This window comes from Streptomyces lydicus (assembly GCF_000717345.1).
GTDB lineage: Bacteria > Actinomycetota > Actinomycetes > Streptomycetales > Streptomycetaceae > Streptomyces > Streptomyces lydicus.
The window spans coordinates 241,189-258,806 of sequence record NZ_JNZA01000012.1 but is presented as its reverse complement, the minus strand read 5'-3'; the positions used below and the strand labels follow the sequence as shown (position 1 = coordinate 258,806).

The window sequence follows — 17,618 nt, the reverse complement described above, 5'->3', positions numbered from 1 at the left end:
GCCCGTAGGCGGAACAGCGGCCAACGATCAAGCCAACGGTCAATGATCCGGAATTCCGGGCACGAGCGAGAACGGAAAAGCCGAGGGGTCCGGCCGGTTTTTCCCGGCCGGACCCATCGGCTTGTTCGGTGTTCGTCAGGTCGTGCGATAACCGGTCAGTGACCGCCCTCGTCCACGACCGCGACCTCCTCGATGTTCTGCTCGATCGCCGCGGCGCCGACGGCGCTGGCGCGGGCCCAGTAGTAGATGCCCACGGAGAACGCCGCGATGAGGGCCATGTCCCACCACAGCGGGATGTGGTTCTGGCCGCCGAAGCCGCCCTGCCAGGCGATGAGGCCCATGCCGATCAGGTAGACCGGCAGCCACCGGGCGGCCTTCCAGTCCAGCCGGGGGGCGTTGGGCAGCTGCTTCTTCGTGGCGTACCAGGCGTAGCTGCCGAGCAGCACGTATCCGATCACGATGGCCCAGCCGAGCCGCTGGAGGGTCTCCCAGCCGGCCCAGTAGATGATCAGGCTCGCGACGACGAAGGACAGCGGCGAGATGATGTTGCCGCCGGGGAGGCGGTAGGGGCGGTCGTGGTTCGGCAGGCGGTCGCGGAAGACGCCGAACGCCAGCGGGGCACCGGCGTACATCAGGACGCTGGCCGAGGTGATGAAGGAGACCAGCTCCTGCCAGCTCGGGAACGGCAGGAAGCAGATGACGCCGGTCACGAACGAGATGATCAGGCCGAACCACGGCACGCCGCGGCCGTCCGTCTTCTCGAAGAGCCGGGGGGCGTAGCCGTTCTTGCTCAGGCCGTAGGAGATGCGCGAGGTCGAGGTCGTGTAGATCAGGCCGGTGCCGCCGGGGGACACGATCGCGTCGGCGTACAGCACCCAGCCCAGCCAGCCCAGGCCGATGACGGTGGCCAGGCCGGCCCAGGGGCCGCTGATGCCCGCGTAGTTGAGCTTGGCCCAGCCGTGCGCGAAGGAGGCCAGCGGCAGTGCGCCGATGTAGACGACCTGGAGGAGGGTGTAGATGACCGCGCCGATCACGACGGAGCCGATGGTGGCGCGGGGCAGGTCACGCTTGGGGTTGCGGCTCTCCCCCGCGAGCTGGATGGCCTGCTCGAAGCCGAGCAGCGCGAAGATGATGCCGCTGGTGCTGATGGCGCTGAGGACGCCCTTGGCGCCGAACGGCGCGAAGCCGTGCGAGGTGAAGTTGTGCGGGTGGAAGTTGGTGGCCGCGATGACGAAGATCGCCCCGAGGGGTACGGCGATCTTCCACCAGGTGGCCGCGCTGTTGGTGTGCGCCAGCACCTTCACGCCGAGGAAGTTCACCGCGACGAAGATCGCCATCAGGACGACGGCGACGATGAAGCCGCTGGTCGTGAGGGTGCCGTTGGTGTTCAGGAGTCCCTGGGCCCAGGACCAGTGGCCGGCGTAGCCGATCATGGCCTCGACCTCGATCGGAGCCACGGTCGCGGCCTGGAGCCAGGAGAACCAGCCGAAGGACATGCCGGCCAGGCCGCCGAAGGCGTAGTGCGGGTAGCGCGCGGTGCCGCCGGCCACCGGGAAGAGACCGCCGAGTTCGGCGTGCACGAGGGCCAGGAGGACGATCGCGACGGCGCCGATGCTCCAGGAGATGATCGCGGCCGGTCCGGCCACGACCACGGCCTTCTGCGCTCCGTAGAGCCAACCCGATCCGATGATGGAGCCGACGGAGGCCCACATCAGTCCGATGAGTCCTACGTCCCTGCGGAGTGAGCCTGGTGTGGGTGCCTTCAACGGCGCGATCTGGTCAACGCTTGCCATAGCTGGCCTTTCAAGGGACTGGCCGAAAAGTTGCCTCAGAGTAGGGAGCATTCGGAGCCCTGCACAGTGGCGTTGACTGAATAGTTATATTCCGCGGAATTCCTTACCTAATTCAGGGCTGGCCATTGTGGACATTTGGCGGGACGTGACACTCGAAGGGTCCAGAGGCCGGATCAGGTGGCAGGCGGTGACGGTTCAACTACCCGGCCGCACCTTATCAACAGAAATTCAACTTGATGAAGATTTGAGCTTTCGGAGTCATTCCCTATTGACCGAGGGGTGCGAAGTCGCCCCGGCGGCAGCGCCGTGACAGCACGAGCGCCGATCGGGCCGGACCCACTGTCAACCACCGGTTGACACTCCCCCGACTGTCAACCTACGGTTGTCACATGACGAAGCCAGCAGGCACCACCGTGCCCATCCGCCTCGACGACCTGATCGAGGCCATCAAGAAGGTCCACACCGACGCCCTCGACCAACTCACCGACGCGGTGCTCGCCGCCGACCACCTGGGAGACGTCGCCGACCACCTGATCGGTCACTTCGTTGACCAGGCGCGCCGCTCCGGCGCCAGTTGGACGGACATCGGCAAGAGCATGGGCGTCACCCGCCAGGCCGCGCAGAAGCGGTTCGTACCCAAGGCGTCCGGCGAATCCGATCTCGATCCGAGCCAGGGCTTCAGCCGGTACACGCCGCGCGCGAGGAACGTCGTGGTAACCGCGCAGAACGAAGCCCGAGCGGCGGAGAACAGCGAGATCGGGACCGCACACCTCGTCCTCGGCCTGCTGGCCGAGCCCGAGGGCCTCGCGGCGAAGGCGATCCGCGCGCAGGACGTCACCCTCGACGCCCTCCGCGAGGCGGCCACCGCGACGCTGCCCGCACCGGCGGAGGAGATGCCCGCCCTCGTCCCGTTCGACGCGGATGCCAAGAAGGCTCTGGAGCTCACGTTCCGCGAAGCCCTGCGCCTGGGGCACAACTACATCGGGACCGAGCACATCCTGCTGGCCCTGCTGGAGCACGAGAACGGCACGGGCCTGCTCACCGGCGCCGGCATCGACAAGGCCACCGTGGAGGCCCATGTCGCGGCTTCCCTGGAGCAGATCCGCACGGAGCAGCAGGGCTAGGCAGTGTCCGACGGGCCGGGTGACCGGGGCGCGCCCTGATCACCCGGCCCGTGGGAAACGGTGGTCATGCACGAGCCGGAGGCGCGCCAGCCGCGTGATCAGCCGGACAGGCCGTCGGCCTTGTCGAGTTGGTCAGCCAGGTCGGTCAGGTCGTCGGCGTACAGGTCGAACCGGTCCGCGGAGGTGGGCGGGTCGCCGACGGGGCGGGATACGTAGGCGGTGCGCAGGCCGAGGCCCTGTGCCGCGCGCAGGTCCCAGGCGTGGGCGGCGACCATCAGCAGCCGCTCCGGCGGTCGTCCGGAGACCGTGACGGCCAGCCGGTAGACCGCCGGGTCCGGCTTGTAGGTCCGGGCGTCTTCGGCGGACAGGGCCTGGTGCCAGCGCAGTCCGGCGTGGGCGTTGAGGCCGAGCAGCGCCGTCCGGCTCGCGTTGGAGAGCCCGATCAGCGGGAACCGTTCGGCGAGCCGGGCGAGCCCGGCCACGGTGTCGGGCCACGGCGGGAGCCGGCGGCCCGCCAGGGCCATCGCCGCAACGGCGGCCGGGTCGTCGACCCCGGCCGCGTCGGCGACGAGCCGAGCCGCTTCCCGGTCGAGGGCGTCGCTGGCGAGGTACGGCCGGGCGCCGTCGAGGACGCGCCGCTGCTCGCCTTCGATGTGCTGCTGCCACAGGGACAGCAACCGCTCGATCCCGGGAGCGTCGAGCGACGGGGCGAGTGCGCGCATCCCGGCGCGGATACCGGTGGGTTCGTCGACGAGCGTGCCGAGTACATCGAACACGACGGCATCGATCTCTGACTCTGACATGGGAGGGGTCTCCTGGACGAGGCAGTCGGTGGGGGCGGCAGTCACCACTCCTCGCCCAGGGCGCCGGGACGGCTTCGCACCGACGCCGCACATGTAAGGGCTAAAGTGGCCGTTAACCGAACCTAGCGGGAGGGCGGTAACGGGTGCAAGTGGCGTTGGATGATTACGTCTGGGCGGCGGGGGTCGCGACCGAGCTGGTCAACACCACCGCCGAAGTCTGGCGTGGCGACGACCAGCTGCCCGACCTGGCCGCCCTCGTCGCGTTCACCGATCTGCACGGCGGCCTGTGCGGAAACGACGACGTTGCCGGCGCGCTGTCCGCACTCGCCCGCCGCGGCCGCACAGCCGACCTTCAGGCGGTCCACGCACTGCGGAGGACCGTGCGCGACCTGATCGACCACCCCGACCGCGACCACCTCGTCGCCGGCGCCACCACGCTCACCTCGCCCGCCCGGGGCGCCACCCTGATTCCCGATCCCGCACACGGGAACCGCACACGCTGGGCCGCCCCGCTCCGCGACGGAGCAACCGTCGCCGACGCCCTCTCGTTGATCTGCGGCATCGGCATCCTCGGGGCCGTACACACCCTCGGCGAGCAGCGGTTCCGCCCGTGCGGTGCTCCCGCCTGCAAGGGAGTGTTCATCGACACCACCCGGCCCGGACGCCGCCGCTACTGCATGCCCGGCCTGTGCGGCAACCGCATCAACGTCGCCAACCACCGCGCCCGTCAAGCCGCACCGCACGGCGGGCGCAGCGCCCGGTAGGCCCCCTGAGCGAGCGACCGGCGCTCACGTCGGGTCGCCCCCACCTCACCGACCCCGGCGCCTCACCTGCAGAAGAGGCAGCCGTCCGCAGCACAAATCCCTTCGCTCGGGCGCGCTCGTGCGGCGTCGCGCCCCAATCGATGTCCTCCAGGTCGAAGCCGACCGCCCCACGCCCCATGACGCTCTGGTCCTGCAAGGTCAGGAGCGCGGCAAAGCGGTAGTCCCACGGGTCCTCGGCGAGGTCGGAGACCGCCAGCGTCAGTACGTCGACGAAGACCTCGGTGCCACTGTTGCTGAGGTCGAGGCGCTGGTCCCCGCCCTTGAACACATTGCCCACCACGCCACTGTACGAGCCTGCCGATGGCGTCCCCCGGCCGGTGGGGACGGCGGGCCCACCCGCGCCAACTGGCCGCGCCGATGGGCGTCTTCGACGCAGGAGACGCACCCGGCCCCGCCATCCGACGCAACTACCCCCGGTGCCGTCACGCGACGGCCCCCACCGGGGCGCTGTCACGCGACGGCCCCCACCGCGGTGCCGCCGCATGACGGGTCCACACCAAATAGACTGCGTCCCGGCCGGTTGTCGGCCGTTCCTGCCCGTCGTGCACCACGTGTACGGACATCACCCGCGGGTCCGCACCCGCAAAGGACAGCCCACCCGTGAAGAAGAGCGCAATAGCCGGCATCTGCAGCCTCTGCCTGCTCGCGGCCGCGGTCGCCTACGAGAGCAGCGCCGCCGCCAACGATCCCCTGACCCTCGCCGAATACGAGCAGATCAAGGCCGGCAGCAGCCAGCAGACCCTGTTCCGGTTCGCCAGCACGTGCCAGCAGGAGGACGAGTCCGAACCCGGGGACGGCTACCCCGCCACCTGGACCTGCTACGGCGCCGACGGCACCAGCAGCGCGGTGTTCTTCTACTCGAAGGGCGTGCTCTTCAGCAAGTCGCAGACGGGGCTCGTCTAGCCGGCCCGCCTGCCGGAGCCCAGGGCGCACGTCAGTCGACGGCGTCCATGAACCGCAGCATCCGTTCATTGACCTGTTCGGCGTGGTCGATCTGCGGGCCGTGGCCCGTGCTGGAAACGATCTCGGCGCGGGCGCCGGCCACCAGGCGGGGCACGCGCTCCAGCTGTCGCCGCGGGTGCACCAGCAGGCTCCGGGCGCCGAGCACCAGATACATGGGCGTGCGGATGGTCCGCAGTTCGTCGTCGGTCAGCGGGAGCGGGACCGGACGGCGGATGCGGTACGCACGGACGCCCAGCATCACCATCGAGCGCAGTTCCGGCACGATCAGGACCGGCTGTTCCAGCCAGGCCGCCAGGCGTCGCCGCATGGCCTTCGGCGCGGCGGTCGCCAGGGCGCTGAGGAAGATCCAGGCGAAGAACCGGGCCCCCACCCTCTCCAGGCCGCCGGGGTCGAGCAGGGTGACCGAGGCCAGCCTGCCGGGTGCGCGGTGCGCCTGGTTGAGGGTGAGCCAGCCGCCGTAGGAGGACCCGATGAGGTGGACCCGGTCCAGGCCGAGGCCGGCGAGCGTCTCGTCCAGCCATGCGGCGGCGTCTTCGGGCCGGTGGATGGGGGCGTGCTGCACGCTGCGCCCCGGGTCGCCGAGGGTGTCGATCGCGTAGACGGGGCGCTCCGCGCTGAGCGCGGCGACGTTCGGGTACCACTGGGCCGCGTTGCCGCCTGCGCCGTGCATCAGCACCACCGGCGTGCGGGACGCCGCGGCGGGGTCCGCGGGGACGTACCGGTAGACGTGCGTGGTCCCGAAGCCGGTTTCCACATCCGTCTCCGTGTACGCGGCCCCGGCCAGGTCAAAGACCGCCTGGCAGGCGGCGAAGTAGCGGTCGCGCAGGGCCTCGTTCACATAGCGGCCGACGTCGGCCGGGGTGCGGTCACGGGTCAAGGACTGGGGCACGGCGAACCACCTCCGGGAAGTTCCGTTTTCGTGATACGACCGTACCATCATGGTGGTACGGCTGTACCATCAAGGGGTCCTGGAGGGCCCGTACGGCCCGGCAGGAGAGAGTGGACGCAGGCAAGAAGGGCGAGGGAGCACGACCGATGCCGAAGCGCGTGGACCACGAGGAACGGCGCACCCAGATCGCCGAGGCACTCGTCCGGGTCGCCGGGCGGCGCGGACTGCACGCCGTCGGAATGCGTGAGGTGGCCGCGGAGGCGGGGGTATCCCTCCGGCTGGTGCAGTACTACTTCGAGACCAAGGAGAAGCTGCTCCTGTACGGGCTCCAGCAGTTGGCCGGCCAGCTCGGCGCCCGCGTCGCGGAACGACTGCGGGCCGCCGGCGATAATCCCGGGCCACGCGCCACGATCGAGGCCCTCCTGAGGGAGTCACTGCCGACCGACGAGGAGAGCCGGACCTTCCACCTCGTCTACACCTCGTACGCGGTACTTTCCGTGACGGACGAGGCGCTCGCCGCCCAGCCCTTCACCGACGACCCCGACGCCGCCGAGGACGCCGTGACCCGCCTGCTCCAGGAGGCGCAGGACGCGCGACTCACCGCACCCGATATGGACGCGCGAGGGGAAGCGGCCGGCCTGCTGGCAATGTCCGCGGGACTCGGGACCAGCATCCTGGTCGGGCAGCGCACCCCGGATTCCGCCCTCGCGGTACTGCGCCTCCACCTGGACCGACTCTTCCCCGAGGGCGGAGCGGGCCCGTCGATCGACTGAACTCGCTGACAATCAGGGATAACTGACGCATCGTCATATTCCACCGCCATAAGCCATCCTTGAAGAAACGCAAAGTGGCGTTATGAGGGGAAAACAGGTCGTGTACGCGACGGCCGGGAATGTCGAAGTGCGGCAACCGGCCACCTCGGAATTCCTGCTTCCGCTAATTCCCCCAGTGGTGATGCCGACATGACGGCGCGTAGTCGTACGTCCATACGGGATCGGCAATTCAGTGCGGCGAGCAATTCAGGCCGGACACCGACAAACGGCCTGTTGCGGGCAGCTGGTGACAACCGGACGATCGGTGCGTTCCCGCATGCCGGTCGGCCGTGCGCCGGCCGGTCGGCATGCCTGTTTGCAGGGAGGGTCCCATGAACGATCGGATGAGCCTCGGCCCGGACGCGGCACGGCAGCTCGCGACCACGACCAAGACCAGCCCGCAGATGCGCGGCATCACCCCGCGCTATCTGCTGCGTGCCCTGCCATGGGTGGACGTGGAGGCCGGTGTGTTCCGCGTCAACCGGCGTCGCACCTACGTCCTCGGCGACGACCGCATCAGCACCCACACGGACGGCGGCTCACCGCGCATCATCCCGGGCGACCTGCGGGAACTGCCCTATCTCCGGGAGGCCGACGACGACCTGCTGGCCGAACTGGCCGGCATGTTCACCGAAGTGGCGTTCGAGGCCGGGGAGATGCTGGCCCAGGACGGTGACGCCCACGACCGGCTCTGGGTGATCGCCCAGGGCCGCGCCGAGAAGCGGATCAACGGCCGCTACGGCGAGGACGCCGTGCTCGAAGTCATCGGCGACGGCCAGTTCTTCGACCTCGACGCCTGGACCCGCTCCGAGGAGATGCCGTACCGCGTCCGGGCCCTCACCCCCGGCGTGGCGCTGTGCCTGGAACGCAGCGCGCTCGCCGGGCTGTGCGACCGGGACCCGGCGCTGCGCGGGGCGATGGACGCGTATCTCGCCGCGGACGGGGTCCTGCCGGGCGCCGAGGTGCCGGTCGACCTCAGTTCCGGGCACGTCGGTGAACCCGACCTCCCGGGGACGTTCGTCGACTACGAGGACACCCCTCGCGAGTACCACATGACGCTCGCCCAGACCGTGCTGCGCGTGCACACCAGGGTCTCCGACCTCTACAACGGGCCCATCGACCAGATCCGGGCCCAGTCCAACCTCACCGCCCACGCCCTGCGCGAGCGGCAGGAAGCCTCGCTGCTCAACCACCCGGAATTCGGGCTCTTCCACAACGTGGCGCCCGGGCAGCGGGTGCAGGCGCGCACCGGCTCGCCGACCCCCGACGACCTGGACGAGCTGCTCACCCGGGTCTGGAAGCAGCCGGGCTTCTTCCTCGCGCACCCCAGGGCGATCGCCGCGTTCGCCCGGGAATGTACCCGCCGGGGTGTGCCCCCGGTCATCGACACCCGGTTCGGCAGCCCCCTGCTGACCTGGCGCGGCGTACCGCTGCTGCCCTCCGACAAGGTGCGGTTCTCCGGCGGTGCCGGCATCGGCACTACCGAGATCCTGCTGATGCGGGTCGGCGAGGCGGAGCAGGGCGTGGTGGGGCTGCGTCCCGCGAAGATCGACGACGAGGTGGAACCCGGCCTGTCGATGCGGAACATGGGCGTCGACCGGAAGGGCATCACGTCGTACCTGATGACGGCGTACTTCAACGCCGCGGTGCTGGTCGAGGACGCGCTCGCCGTGCTCCAGAACGTCGAGGTCGCCAACTACCATGACTACAGCTGAGGTGACGAGGGGGATGGGCGGCCCGGCCACGGGTCCGGTCCCGCAGCAGCCCCCGGTTCAGGGTGTGCCGGCGGTGCCGGGTGTGCCGCAGCACCCGTCCCCGTACCCGTCCCCGTACCCACAGTCCACCGATCACACGGACCCTGCCGTAACCAGCGGCCCTGCCGTACCCGCCGGCACCGCCGTACCCACCAGCTCCGCCGGGCTCACCGCACCGGCCGGAACCGCGGACCCCGCCGGGCTCGTCGGCGGGGCCGAGGGCCTCAGCGGCCCGGCGCCCGCGCTGCCGGGCCAACCCGCCGCCTTCTCACCGGAGTTGGCACGCCGGGACGTTCCCATCCTGCACCGGCTGGTGAACGGTCACCCGCTGGTCTGGCTGGACAACGGGGCCACCACGCAGAAGCCGCGCCAGGTGATCGAGGCGCTGGCCGGCTTCTACGGGTCCGCCAACTCCAACATCCACCGCGGTGCGCACACGATGGCCCGGGAGGCCACCGAGGCGTTCGAGGCGGGCCGGGCGGCGGTGGCCCGGTTCCTCGGCGCGGCCTCGCCCGACGACATCGTCTTCGTACGGGGCACCACCGAGGGGATCAATCTCGTCGCCCAGAGCTGGGGACGGGCCAACCTCGGTCCCGGGGACGACATCCTGGTTCCGGTGCTGGAGCACCACTCCAACATCGTGCCGTGGCAAATGGTCGCCAAGGAGACCCGGGCCCGGGTGGTCCCCGTACCGCTGCGACCGGACGGACGGATCGACCTCGACGCGTACGCCGATCTGCTCTCCATGCGCACCCAACTCGTCGCGCTCAGCCATGCGTCGAATGTACTCGGCACCGTCCCGCCGGTGCGCGAGATGACTGCGCTGGCGCATCGCTACGGCGCGAAGGTGCTGGTGGACGGGGCGCAGGCGGTCGCGCACTTCCCCGTCGACGTGCAGGACCTCGATGCCGACTTCTATGTGTTCTCCGGTCACAAGCTGTTCGCCCCGACCGGCATCGGCGCCCTGTACGCCAAACCGGACGTCCTGCGGGAGATGGCTCCGTGGCAGGGCGGCGGCAACATGATCGAGTCCGTCGCCTTCACCGGTACCACCTACGCCCCCGTCCCCCACCTCCTGGAAGCCGGTACCGGGCACATCTCCGGCGTGGTCGGTCTGCTGGCCGCGCTGAACTGGCTGACCTCCTTCGACCGGGACGCCGTCACCGCGTACGAGACCGCGCTGATGGCGCATGCCCAGCAGGCCCTGGCCACGGTGCCGGGACTCGAACTGCTGGGTTCCGCGCCCGAGCGCATCGGCGTCCTCACCTTCACCCTCGCCGGTCACGATCCGGCCGGCATCGCCGAGTGGCTGGACCGGGACGGCATCGCCGTGCGCGCCGGTCACCACTGCGCCCAGCCGGCGCTGGCCCACTACGGGCTCGCCAGCGCGGCGCGTGCCTCGCTGGCGCTCTACAACACGCCCGAGGAGGTGGACAAGCTGGTGGCTTCGCTGCAGCAGTTGCAGCAGGCCGGCTGACCGTGCCCGTCCCTGGTGTCCGCCGTCGCCGACCGGTTTCCGGCCGACGACGGCGGTGCCGTGCCGTACGGGGCGTCAGACGGCGGGCCAGGAATGGCAGGTGAGGGGGTCCGCCGCCAGCCAGGCGGCGATGGCCTGGGCGATGGGCTGGTCGGTGTCGAGCTGGATGAACCCGAACTGGCCGCCCTGGTTGCATTCGAGGAACCACCAGGTCCCGTCCCGGTCCTCGGCGAAGTCGAAGGCACCGTAGGCGAGCTGAGTGCTGGTCATGTAGGCCGCCACCGACCGCCGTACGCGGTCGGGCACCTCGGCCGGCTTCCACGAGCTGTTCTCCGTGAAGCGGCTGTCCACCTCGTCCGGGTCGGCTTCCTTGCGGGCCGCGAAGAGATGACCGTCGACGCAGGTCAGCCGGATGTCGGCCTGCTTGCTGACGTGCTGCTGGAGCAGGGTCGGGCCGGCCGCCACCGCACTGAAGTCCGCGTCCGGGCTGATGCGGGTGGTGGGCAGCACCATCGGGGGGTCACCGGGGTGCTTCCCGGACACCGACTTCACCACCAGGTCGCGGTGGGTGGCGGCGAACTGCCGGGCGACGGAGGGGAATGTGGTGATCAGCGTGGCGGGCACGGTGAACCCGGACCGCTGGGCGATGTGCAGCTGCCAGGGCTTGTAGCGGGCCTGCGCGGCAGCGGCGGGGTGGTTCATCCAGCGTGCCCGGGTGGAGGTGAGCATGCCGTACAGCGCCTGCTCGGCCTCCGCAGTGAGCCAGGTGGAGCGTTCCTCCGCGCGGGTCCCCGGTGTGCCGGGCCGGCGGACCCACACCGAGCGCAGGCTGCCGAGGCTCACCACGCGTTCGCCCGTCTTGAGGTAGCCGTGGAAGCCGTCGCCTGTGTAGTCCGCGGAGAGGGCGATGCTCCCGGGCAGGTCGGCGGGGTCGAGGCGGACGAGCGGGACACCGAGGTCGTGCAGGGTCGAGACGACCATGTCCGCTGTCAAGTCCTCCTCGCAGGTAAGGACAAGGACGGTCATCGACGTTCAGTCGTCGAAGTGGGTCTTGGAGCCGGCGGTGGAGGCGGTGGTGCCGGTCGCCAGCAGGACCGCCCGGCTGCTGGTGGCCGGGCGCCCGTCGGGCAGAACGTTGAGTTGCCGCGTGGCGTCGTAGGTGTACGGAGTGGCGGCCGACGACTTCACCGCCGGACGGGCGTAGCTCAACGCAAACGGTCGCATACCTTCTCCTTCAAAAACCCCGTGTTCCGCCCCCCATGACTCGGTCAGGGACGGGTAGTTCGCCGGACGACTCTGCACAGATGACGCAACTCTTCGGTCAATAGTTGCCATCTTTGCTCGTTTCCGGCGATCCACTTGACGGAACTTCCATCAGAACGTAATTACCGGACCGACGTATACCGCCTGCCCGTGATAGCCGCGTTACGCGGCGTATTCCTCTCCTGATGAGGCGTGAAGGGGCGCTCGGACAGCTCGCCGGCGCCTTCCGTGGACGGAGTACACGCGGGCGCACTTATCGCTACACTCTCGCTCTGCTATATGAACACTACGCAGAGCGAGCGCCGGTGTGGGTAGGGCTGCGGGTGGTTTCGGGGGGTAGCACGCATGGTTCCACAGGTTGAATTCGCGCCGGCATGCGGCATCGACGACGATGACCGGGGATACCTCATCGACGCCCTTTGCGATGTTGCCGTACTGGACGGCGAGGTCGCCCCGGCGGACGACGGAACCGCACCGAAGGGCTACTGGCCTGCCGGTGTGCACACCGTCACGGTCTTGCGGCGACTCGCCGGCGGGCGCAGCGGCTCCGAAGTCCTGGAGATCGAGGTTGGCGTGAAAAAGGCGGCCGGTTTCCTCCAGGTCGCAAAGCTCATGAGCCATGCCGAGGCCGTACAGGAGTGGGACGCATTCACCGCCTTGGCGAGAAAGCACGACGACACGCTTTACGTACCCATCGTCGCGGTGAGTCGATCGGTGATCGACAAACAGTACGCGGTGGACTTCAAACGGCACGTGGTCGTCTACGCCCATGTACGGGACCGTGACCAGAACACCGAGGGAACCGTCCGGTCGCTGGAAGACGTGGTTGTCGAGGCCATTGCGAATCAAGAGGCCACAGCGCAGGGTGTGGCGGCGCTTTCCTCGATGATGAGCACGCTCCGGAACAAGCTCTACCGCAACGCCGCCTCCGCCTCCGAGCAGCTCCTGCGGCAGGAAAACTGGAGCCTCGGCCCCAATGTGGTGCTGAAGGCCGATGAGATCGACGCCGCTGGGCTCGGCCCGGTGCGGCTCGTCGACGGCAACCCGGGTGCCCAGGACCTCCGCAGGCCCGCGGTGACCTCCATCGAGCTCCTTCAGGCGTCCACCTCGCCGCCCGGCGCCGGGCGGAGCCTGTCCAAGGGCGACACCGTCCGCCTGATGCTGGACAAGGCCGAGGTGGCGGGCCCGGTGGTGTCCGGAGAGTTCAACTCCCTGCGGGTGCACGTCGAACTGACCGGTGGCGCCGCCGACCGCAAGGACGTCGCCGCACTGATCGGCAGGCGTCCGCTCGACGTGTACGGGACGGTGCAGTCCACCCGTGCCCAGCGCTGGTCGGACCTCTTCGCCGCCCACCTGTGCACGAAGGGGGACTTCGCCGAGTCCGAAGGGCTGCTGCAGTACGACGGGATGACCGTGGGGCACCCCGTGAAGGCGCTGCGCAGTGTCCTGTCCTCGTCCGCCGAGGCGCGCACGCGGGCGTCCGTGCACGGCGACCTCAATCCGCGGAACATCATGTTCTGCGAGAAGAACCCCTACCTGATCGACTTCGCGTCCTTCGAGCCGGACGGGGATCTGCTCGCCGACCTCGCCTGGATGGAGGTGTGCATCCTCCGTGACTGCGTGGCCCCGGCCCTTTCCTGGTCCGATCTGGTGCGCCTGCAGCGGTACTTGGCGCTGCTCACCGTCGTCACCCCGCTGTGGGGAGCCGACGCGGTGGTGCCCGCCGCGGCCTTCCTCGTGAACTCGATCGCCGGGGAGGCGCCCGTACTGAGCCGCTGTCTGGCGCTGCTGTGGGCGCTGCGGCTGGGCATCTGGAAGACCGTGCCGGCCGAGGACCAGGAGAACTGGCCCCGGCACTACTTCCAGCACCTGACCCTGGCGGCCTGCCGTACGTTCAAGTGGGCGACCGACGAGCAGTCCGAGCACCAGGTCGGCGCGTCCACCGCGGTGTCCGGAGTGGCCGCGGAGTGCCTCGTCCCCGGCTACCGCCACTTCTTCGACCAGTGGACCGTCAACCAGGCGCGGACCGCCCGCGAGATGCTGCTGGGGAACCCCGACGAGCTCAGCTGGCCGTCCGCCGACCTGCTGACGGCGGCGCTGGTGTCCGCCGGCGTCGAAAGGCCGCGGCAGGCCGGCTCGCCGGTGCGGCGGGCGACCGAGCGGCTGTTCAGCGGTCCGCTGGCGCCGGCCGTCGAGGAACTGCAACGCCACTGCCGGGACAAGGAGTTCGACAGCTCCCAGCACTACCGCGACTTCACCTACATCCCCCTGGAGGGCCGGGTGCTCGCGGCCGGCGAGCCCTACGTCCAGCAGGGCGAGGGCGCCTCCGCGGCGCCCAAGAGCTGCTTACGCCTGCTGGCGCAGCACGATGTCGCGGTGCTGGTCGCCGACTCGGGATCGGGCAAGAGCGTGGTGGTCCGCGAGCTGAAGATGCGCATCATGAACGCGTTCTCCAAGAACGCCGACCCCGACGCCGCCGCCGGTACCCCGTGTTGCCTCCCGCTGTCCGTCAGCGCCGTGCAGCTGAGCATCGCGCTGCACGCCGCCGTCGATCTGACGCCCGCCACGGTCCTGCGCGGTCTGATCCAGCTTCCGCAGGAGGTGTCACAGAGCCGGCTGGAGCGCCTGCTGGAGATCGGGGCCATCCATCTGACCGTGGACGACCTGCACAAGGTCGAGCTGCGGCACCGCAGGAATGTCACCGCATGGCTCAAGGAGCTGCACGTCACGCATCCGCAGGTGCGCCTCGTGGTGTGCCAGCGCGGCGGCGACTACCAGCCCGAGGTCTTCGGGTGGCCGGCGGTCGTGCTGCACAAGGTGCGGGAACAGCCCGCGCGTGCCTTCATCGCCGATGAGCTGCGCAAGAAGCACCCGGCCAACTGGCAGGCGGAGTTCGCCCGGCTGGAGGAGCTCCTCTTCAAGGACCCGGCCGCGAAGGCGCTGCGCGAACTCGCCGGCCGCCCGCTGTTCCTGAAGATGCTGGTGCGGCACTTCGTGGACGCCGGTGAGGTGCCCTCCAACCCGGGGGTCCTGGTCCACAAGTACCTGGAACGCATGCTGAAGTCGGGTGACCACGCGATCCCGGTGGCCCAGCAGAAGCAGATGCTCAACAAGCTGGTGAGCAAGCTCGGGGACTCCGGGTCGCTGAGCCGCGAGGAGGCCGTCGAGGTCATCCAGGACCCGGCCCGGCACGACGCCGAACAGGACCTGGACACGCTGTTGTCGACGACCGCCGTACAGCAGGACGCCTCCCGGATCACCTTCTGCAACCGTCTGGTGCAGGCGCTGTGCGCGGCGTCCGTCCTGCTGGAGGACGCCCAGGACCATGTGCCGGCGGTGACCGAACGCATCCGAAGATTCGGGTGGCGCGACGCGGCCCTGTTCCTCGTCGCCGATCCGCACGCGGACGCGGAGACCGTGGCCGCCGTGCTGCGCACCGCGGTGGAGGCGAACCCCTGGTACGGGGCGATGCTGCTGCAGGCGGCACCGGAGGACGCGGTGCCCGAGGTGCGGCAGGCGTTCCTGGAGGCCCAGCAGGCGGTGCTGCGTTCGGAGGCGAGCGGCCGGCCGGCGTGGCGGCGGTCGGCCTACGCGCTGGCCCGGTACGGCGCCCGGTCCGCCATGGACGTCCTGGAGCAGGTCACGCTCGACGAGCAGAGCGATCCGCAGGCGGTGAAGGCGGCGCTGGACGGCCTGGTGATGATGCACCGGTGGTTCGTCCCGGACGCGACCGCCGTCCTGCAGGAGGTGCTGTCCCGGCTGCTCGATCCGCCGCCGGACGTGACCGTCGGCGACTCCGTCGTCGTACGGGCACTGCGCAGCATTCAGGCCACCGGGCTGACGAGCCTCGCGGGCCATGCGTGGTCGCGGCTGGAGCAGCCCGGTGTGTCCTGGGAGGTGACCTCTCAGGCATGGGAGACGCTCGCCCAGCTCGACGTGCTGCCCAACCGGGCGCTGCGCGCCGGGTACGCCCAGGCGTGTGCCCGGCAGTTGTCCGAGATCGACCGCGAGCTGGGGAGCACCGCGGCGACCTCCGAGGCGGAGCGGCTCAACGAGGAACGGCTGTTCCTGCTGAAGCGGCTGGCCACCGAGGGGGACATCGAGACGCTGCTGGCGTACCGCTTCCGGGCCGGTCTCGCCGAGTGCCCGGACTGGCGGGAGATGCTCGACCGGGCCGCCAGGACGGTACAGGCGGGCTCGCCGCAGAACGTGCTGGCCGGCGCGCTGCTCGACCAGGAGATGTTCGGGGCGGGCCCCGAGGGCTGGAAGGAGCTGCTGACTCAGCCCAACGAGCACCTGGCGGTGATCGGGGCGCACCGGCTGCTGGCGGACGGCCGGGTTCTGGGGGCGCCGCTGCTGGAGGAGGTCGGTGCCCGGGCGTCGGCGAAGCGGCTGTCGATCGTGGCGGCGTTCGTCCACTGCCTGTCGCCCGATGACCAGGTGGTGCTGGAGCGGCTGCTGGAGCCCGTACTGGCCACGCTCACCCCGGAGTTCGTCGATCCGGTGGCCTGTCTGGTGTCCGCGGCCGGGACCCTCGACCACGACCTGGGGCTGCGGCTGGCGCTGCGGGTGCAGGAGGCACTGATCGAGCACGGGCTGGAGCAGCAGGCGGTGCACTGGCCGTGGTGCACGACCTGGCGCCGGATGCTGCCGCTGCGCGCGGAGACGGCGCTGTTCGTCGATGAGCAGGGCATCGACTCCCCCACGCTGACCGGGCTGCTGGGCAGCGTCGACGTGCTGCTCGACGCGCCGTTCGTCCAGCCGATGGTGATCGCCCCGACGGTGCGGCAGCAGTTGTTGTCCCTGCAGCCGAAGAGTCCGGAGGGCATAGCCGCCCACCAGTTCGTCATGCTGGCGGCCAGCGCGGGGCTCTACGAAGCGCTGCCGTTCGTCCATGAGGTCGCCACCAACCAGCACAACATCGGCGCCGTCATCACCCACTCCCACGGCCGGCACGGCCTGGTGCCGGTGGCCCTGGCGGCGCACGCCACCACCGCCATCGGCTACCTCGGCCGGCTGGCGCTGCTGGAGGACCTGATGCTGGAGGCCGATACGGCGGAGCAGGCGCTGCACCGGATGGCGCACGAGACCGATGCGCTGCATCCCAGTGTGGAGCGGGCCCGCCTGGTGGGCCTGGGTTACTGGGGCCACTGGCAGGACCTGTTGACGGCGCTGTCCCCCGAGGACCCGGTGCTGGCGGCGGCCGCCCGCAACATCGTCACGCACTGGCTGCCGGGGCCCCGGGACCGGATGGGTGAAGCCTGTTTCCACAGCATCGCGCGGTGGACCGGGAACGAGCTGCAGACCGGGAAGCTTCCGGCATCGACGCAGGCGGTGCTGACGCACATCCGCGACAGCACGGAAAAGAGACTGGGGCGCTATGTGCGGTGAACGGAGCACCCGCCGGCCGTGGGCCGGGGGCGGGACGGGACGGTGCGGACGCGCCTCAGGGCAGGCCCATCTCCCGTTTGGCCGCGGCCACCACCAGCCGGCGGCACCGGGCCGCGGCGAGCAGTGCCTCCTGCCGGGCGGCACCGGGGAGGGCCTCCTGGGCGGTGCGCTGGGCGCGCAGCAGATCCTCTCCGACGCGCAGCACCTCCTCGGAGGCGAGCAGCCGGAGCCGGGTCAGCTGGCGGCGCATCTCGGCGTAGCACGCCTGGGCGCCGTCGCCGTCGAGGGGCCGCCGTGCGGGGGCGTCGCGGACGACGTCGGAGTGCGCCCAGCTCGCTTCGAGGAACGCCACGAAGGCGTCGGTGAGCGACTCGCGTGCCCACTTGCGGTGCTCGCGGCGGCCGCCGACCACCGTCGTCACGACCAAAGTGGCCAGGCTCGTCGCCGCCGCCACCCATGCTGCCCACGCACTCGCGTCCCCCATGGCCCCATTGTCTCCACCCGGGAGTGGTGCCGGGGGCGCAA

At 70.2% G+C, this 17,618-nt stretch carries 14 protein-coding genes; 7 read left to right on the top strand and 7 right to left on the bottom strand.

What is annotated here, in order from left to right; translation table 11 throughout:
* Positions 1 to 155: 155 nt before the first annotated feature.
* Positions 156 to 1,793, bottom strand: coding sequence for an APC family permease (locus OO62_RS13685; RefSeq protein WP_033267606.1), 1,638 nt, complete (start codon positions 1,791 to 1,793; stop codon positions 156 to 158).
* A gap of 389 nt (positions 1,794 to 2,182) precedes the next feature.
* Here OO62_RS13685 and OO62_RS13680 point away from each other — a divergent pair, with 389 nt between their 5' ends.
* On the top strand, positions 2,183 to 2,917 hold the full coding sequence (locus tag OO62_RS13680; protein WP_033267605.1) for a Clp protease N-terminal domain-containing protein: 735 nt from the start codon (positions 2,183 to 2,185) through the stop codon (positions 2,915 to 2,917).
* Between the two features lie 98 nt (positions 2,918 to 3,015).
* Here OO62_RS13680 and OO62_RS13675 read toward each other — a convergent pair whose 3' ends face one another.
* Positions 3,016 to 3,720: a haloacid dehalogenase type II gene (locus tag OO62_RS13675; protein WP_033267604.1), complete on the bottom strand. Its 705-nt coding sequence runs from the start codon at positions 3,718 to 3,720 to the stop codon at positions 3,016 to 3,018.
* Positions 3,721 to 3,869: 149 nt separating this feature from the next.
* On the opposite strand from OO62_RS13675, the gene OO62_RS40575 reads away from it, so the two are divergent.
* Complete coding sequence (locus OO62_RS40575) at positions 3,870 to 4,484, top strand: CGNR zinc finger domain-containing protein (RefSeq protein ID WP_033267603.1); 615 nt, start codon at positions 3,870 to 3,872, stop codon at positions 4,482 to 4,484.
* Here the strand turns inward: OO62_RS40575 and OO62_RS40570 are convergent.
* Positions 4,423 to 4,821, bottom strand: coding sequence for a hypothetical protein (locus OO62_RS40570; RefSeq protein ID WP_241691878.1), 399 nt, complete (start codon positions 4,819 to 4,821; stop codon positions 4,423 to 4,425). The genes OO62_RS40575 and OO62_RS40570 overlap by 62 nt on opposite strands.
* A gap of 323 nt (positions 4,822 to 5,144) precedes the next feature.
* Here OO62_RS40570 and OO62_RS13660 point away from each other — a divergent pair, with 323 nt between their 5' ends.
* On the top strand, positions 5,145 to 5,447 hold the full coding sequence (locus tag OO62_RS13660; RefSeq protein ID WP_033267601.1) for a hypothetical protein: 303 nt from the start codon (positions 5,145 to 5,147) through the stop codon (positions 5,445 to 5,447).
* Between the two features lie 31 nt (positions 5,448 to 5,478).
* Here the strand turns inward: OO62_RS13660 and OO62_RS13655 are convergent, their stop codons facing one another.
* The gene (locus OO62_RS13655) at positions 5,479 to 6,396 is read right to left on the bottom strand and encodes an alpha/beta fold hydrolase (RefSeq protein WP_033267600.1); all 918 of its coding nucleotides are present in this window, start codon (positions 6,394 to 6,396) and stop codon (positions 5,479 to 5,481) included.
* A 146-nt stretch (positions 6,397 to 6,542) separates the two neighbouring features.
* On the opposite strand from OO62_RS13655, the gene OO62_RS13650 reads away from it, so the two are divergent.
* The 3 genes from OO62_RS13650 to OO62_RS13640 all read left to right on the top strand — a co-directional run bounded on the left by OO62_RS13650 (position 6,543) and on the right by OO62_RS13640 (position 10,439).
* On the top strand, positions 6,543 to 7,169 hold the full coding sequence (locus OO62_RS13650) for a TetR/AcrR family transcriptional regulator (protein ID WP_033267599.1): 627 nt from the start codon (positions 6,543 to 6,545) through the stop codon (positions 7,167 to 7,169).
* Positions 7,170 to 7,540: 371 nt separating this feature from the next.
* Positions 7,541 to 8,923 carry a family 2B encapsulin nanocompartment shell protein gene (locus tag OO62_RS13645; RefSeq protein WP_051733125.1) on the top strand — a complete coding sequence of 461 codons (1,383 nt, stop codon included), beginning with the start codon at positions 7,541 to 7,543 and terminating at the stop codon, positions 8,921 to 8,923.
* On the top strand, positions 8,910 to 10,439 hold the full coding sequence (locus OO62_RS13640; RefSeq protein WP_398742074.1) for a SufS family cysteine desulfurase: 1,530 nt from the start codon (positions 8,910 to 8,912) through the stop codon (positions 10,437 to 10,439). The genes OO62_RS13645 and OO62_RS13640 overlap by 14 nt, the downstream gene beginning before the upstream one ends.
* Before the next feature lie 75 nt (positions 10,440 to 10,514).
* Here OO62_RS13640 and tgmB read toward each other — a convergent pair whose 3' ends face one another.
* Both tgmB and tgmA read right to left on the bottom strand, forming a co-directional pair.
* Positions 10,515 to 11,465 (bottom strand): ATP-grasp ribosomal peptide maturase, encoded by a 951-nt coding sequence (gene tgmB, locus OO62_RS13635; RefSeq protein ID WP_033267598.1) that lies wholly within the window; start codon positions 11,463 to 11,465, stop codon positions 10,515 to 10,517.
* 6 nt (positions 11,466 to 11,471) lie between these two features.
* Complete coding sequence (gene tgmA / locus OO62_RS13630) at positions 11,472 to 11,663, bottom strand: putative ATP-grasp-modified RiPP (protein WP_033267597.1); 192 nt, start codon at positions 11,661 to 11,663, stop codon at positions 11,472 to 11,474.
* 384 nt (positions 11,664 to 12,047) lie between these two features.
* Between tgmA and OO62_RS13625 the strand changes: the two genes are divergently transcribed.
* Positions 12,048 to 17,093 (top strand): hypothetical protein, encoded by a 5,046-nt coding sequence (locus OO62_RS13625; RefSeq protein WP_033267596.1) that lies wholly within the window; start codon positions 12,048 to 12,050, stop codon positions 17,091 to 17,093.
* A 55-nt stretch (positions 17,094 to 17,148) separates the two neighbouring features.
* On the opposite strand, the gene OO62_RS13620 is transcribed toward OO62_RS13625, so the two are convergent.
* Entirely contained in the window at positions 17,149 to 17,577 is a 429-nt protein-coding gene (locus OO62_RS13620) for a hypothetical protein (protein ID WP_143686335.1), read from the bottom strand.
* Positions 17,578 to 17,618 lie beyond the last annotated feature (41 nt).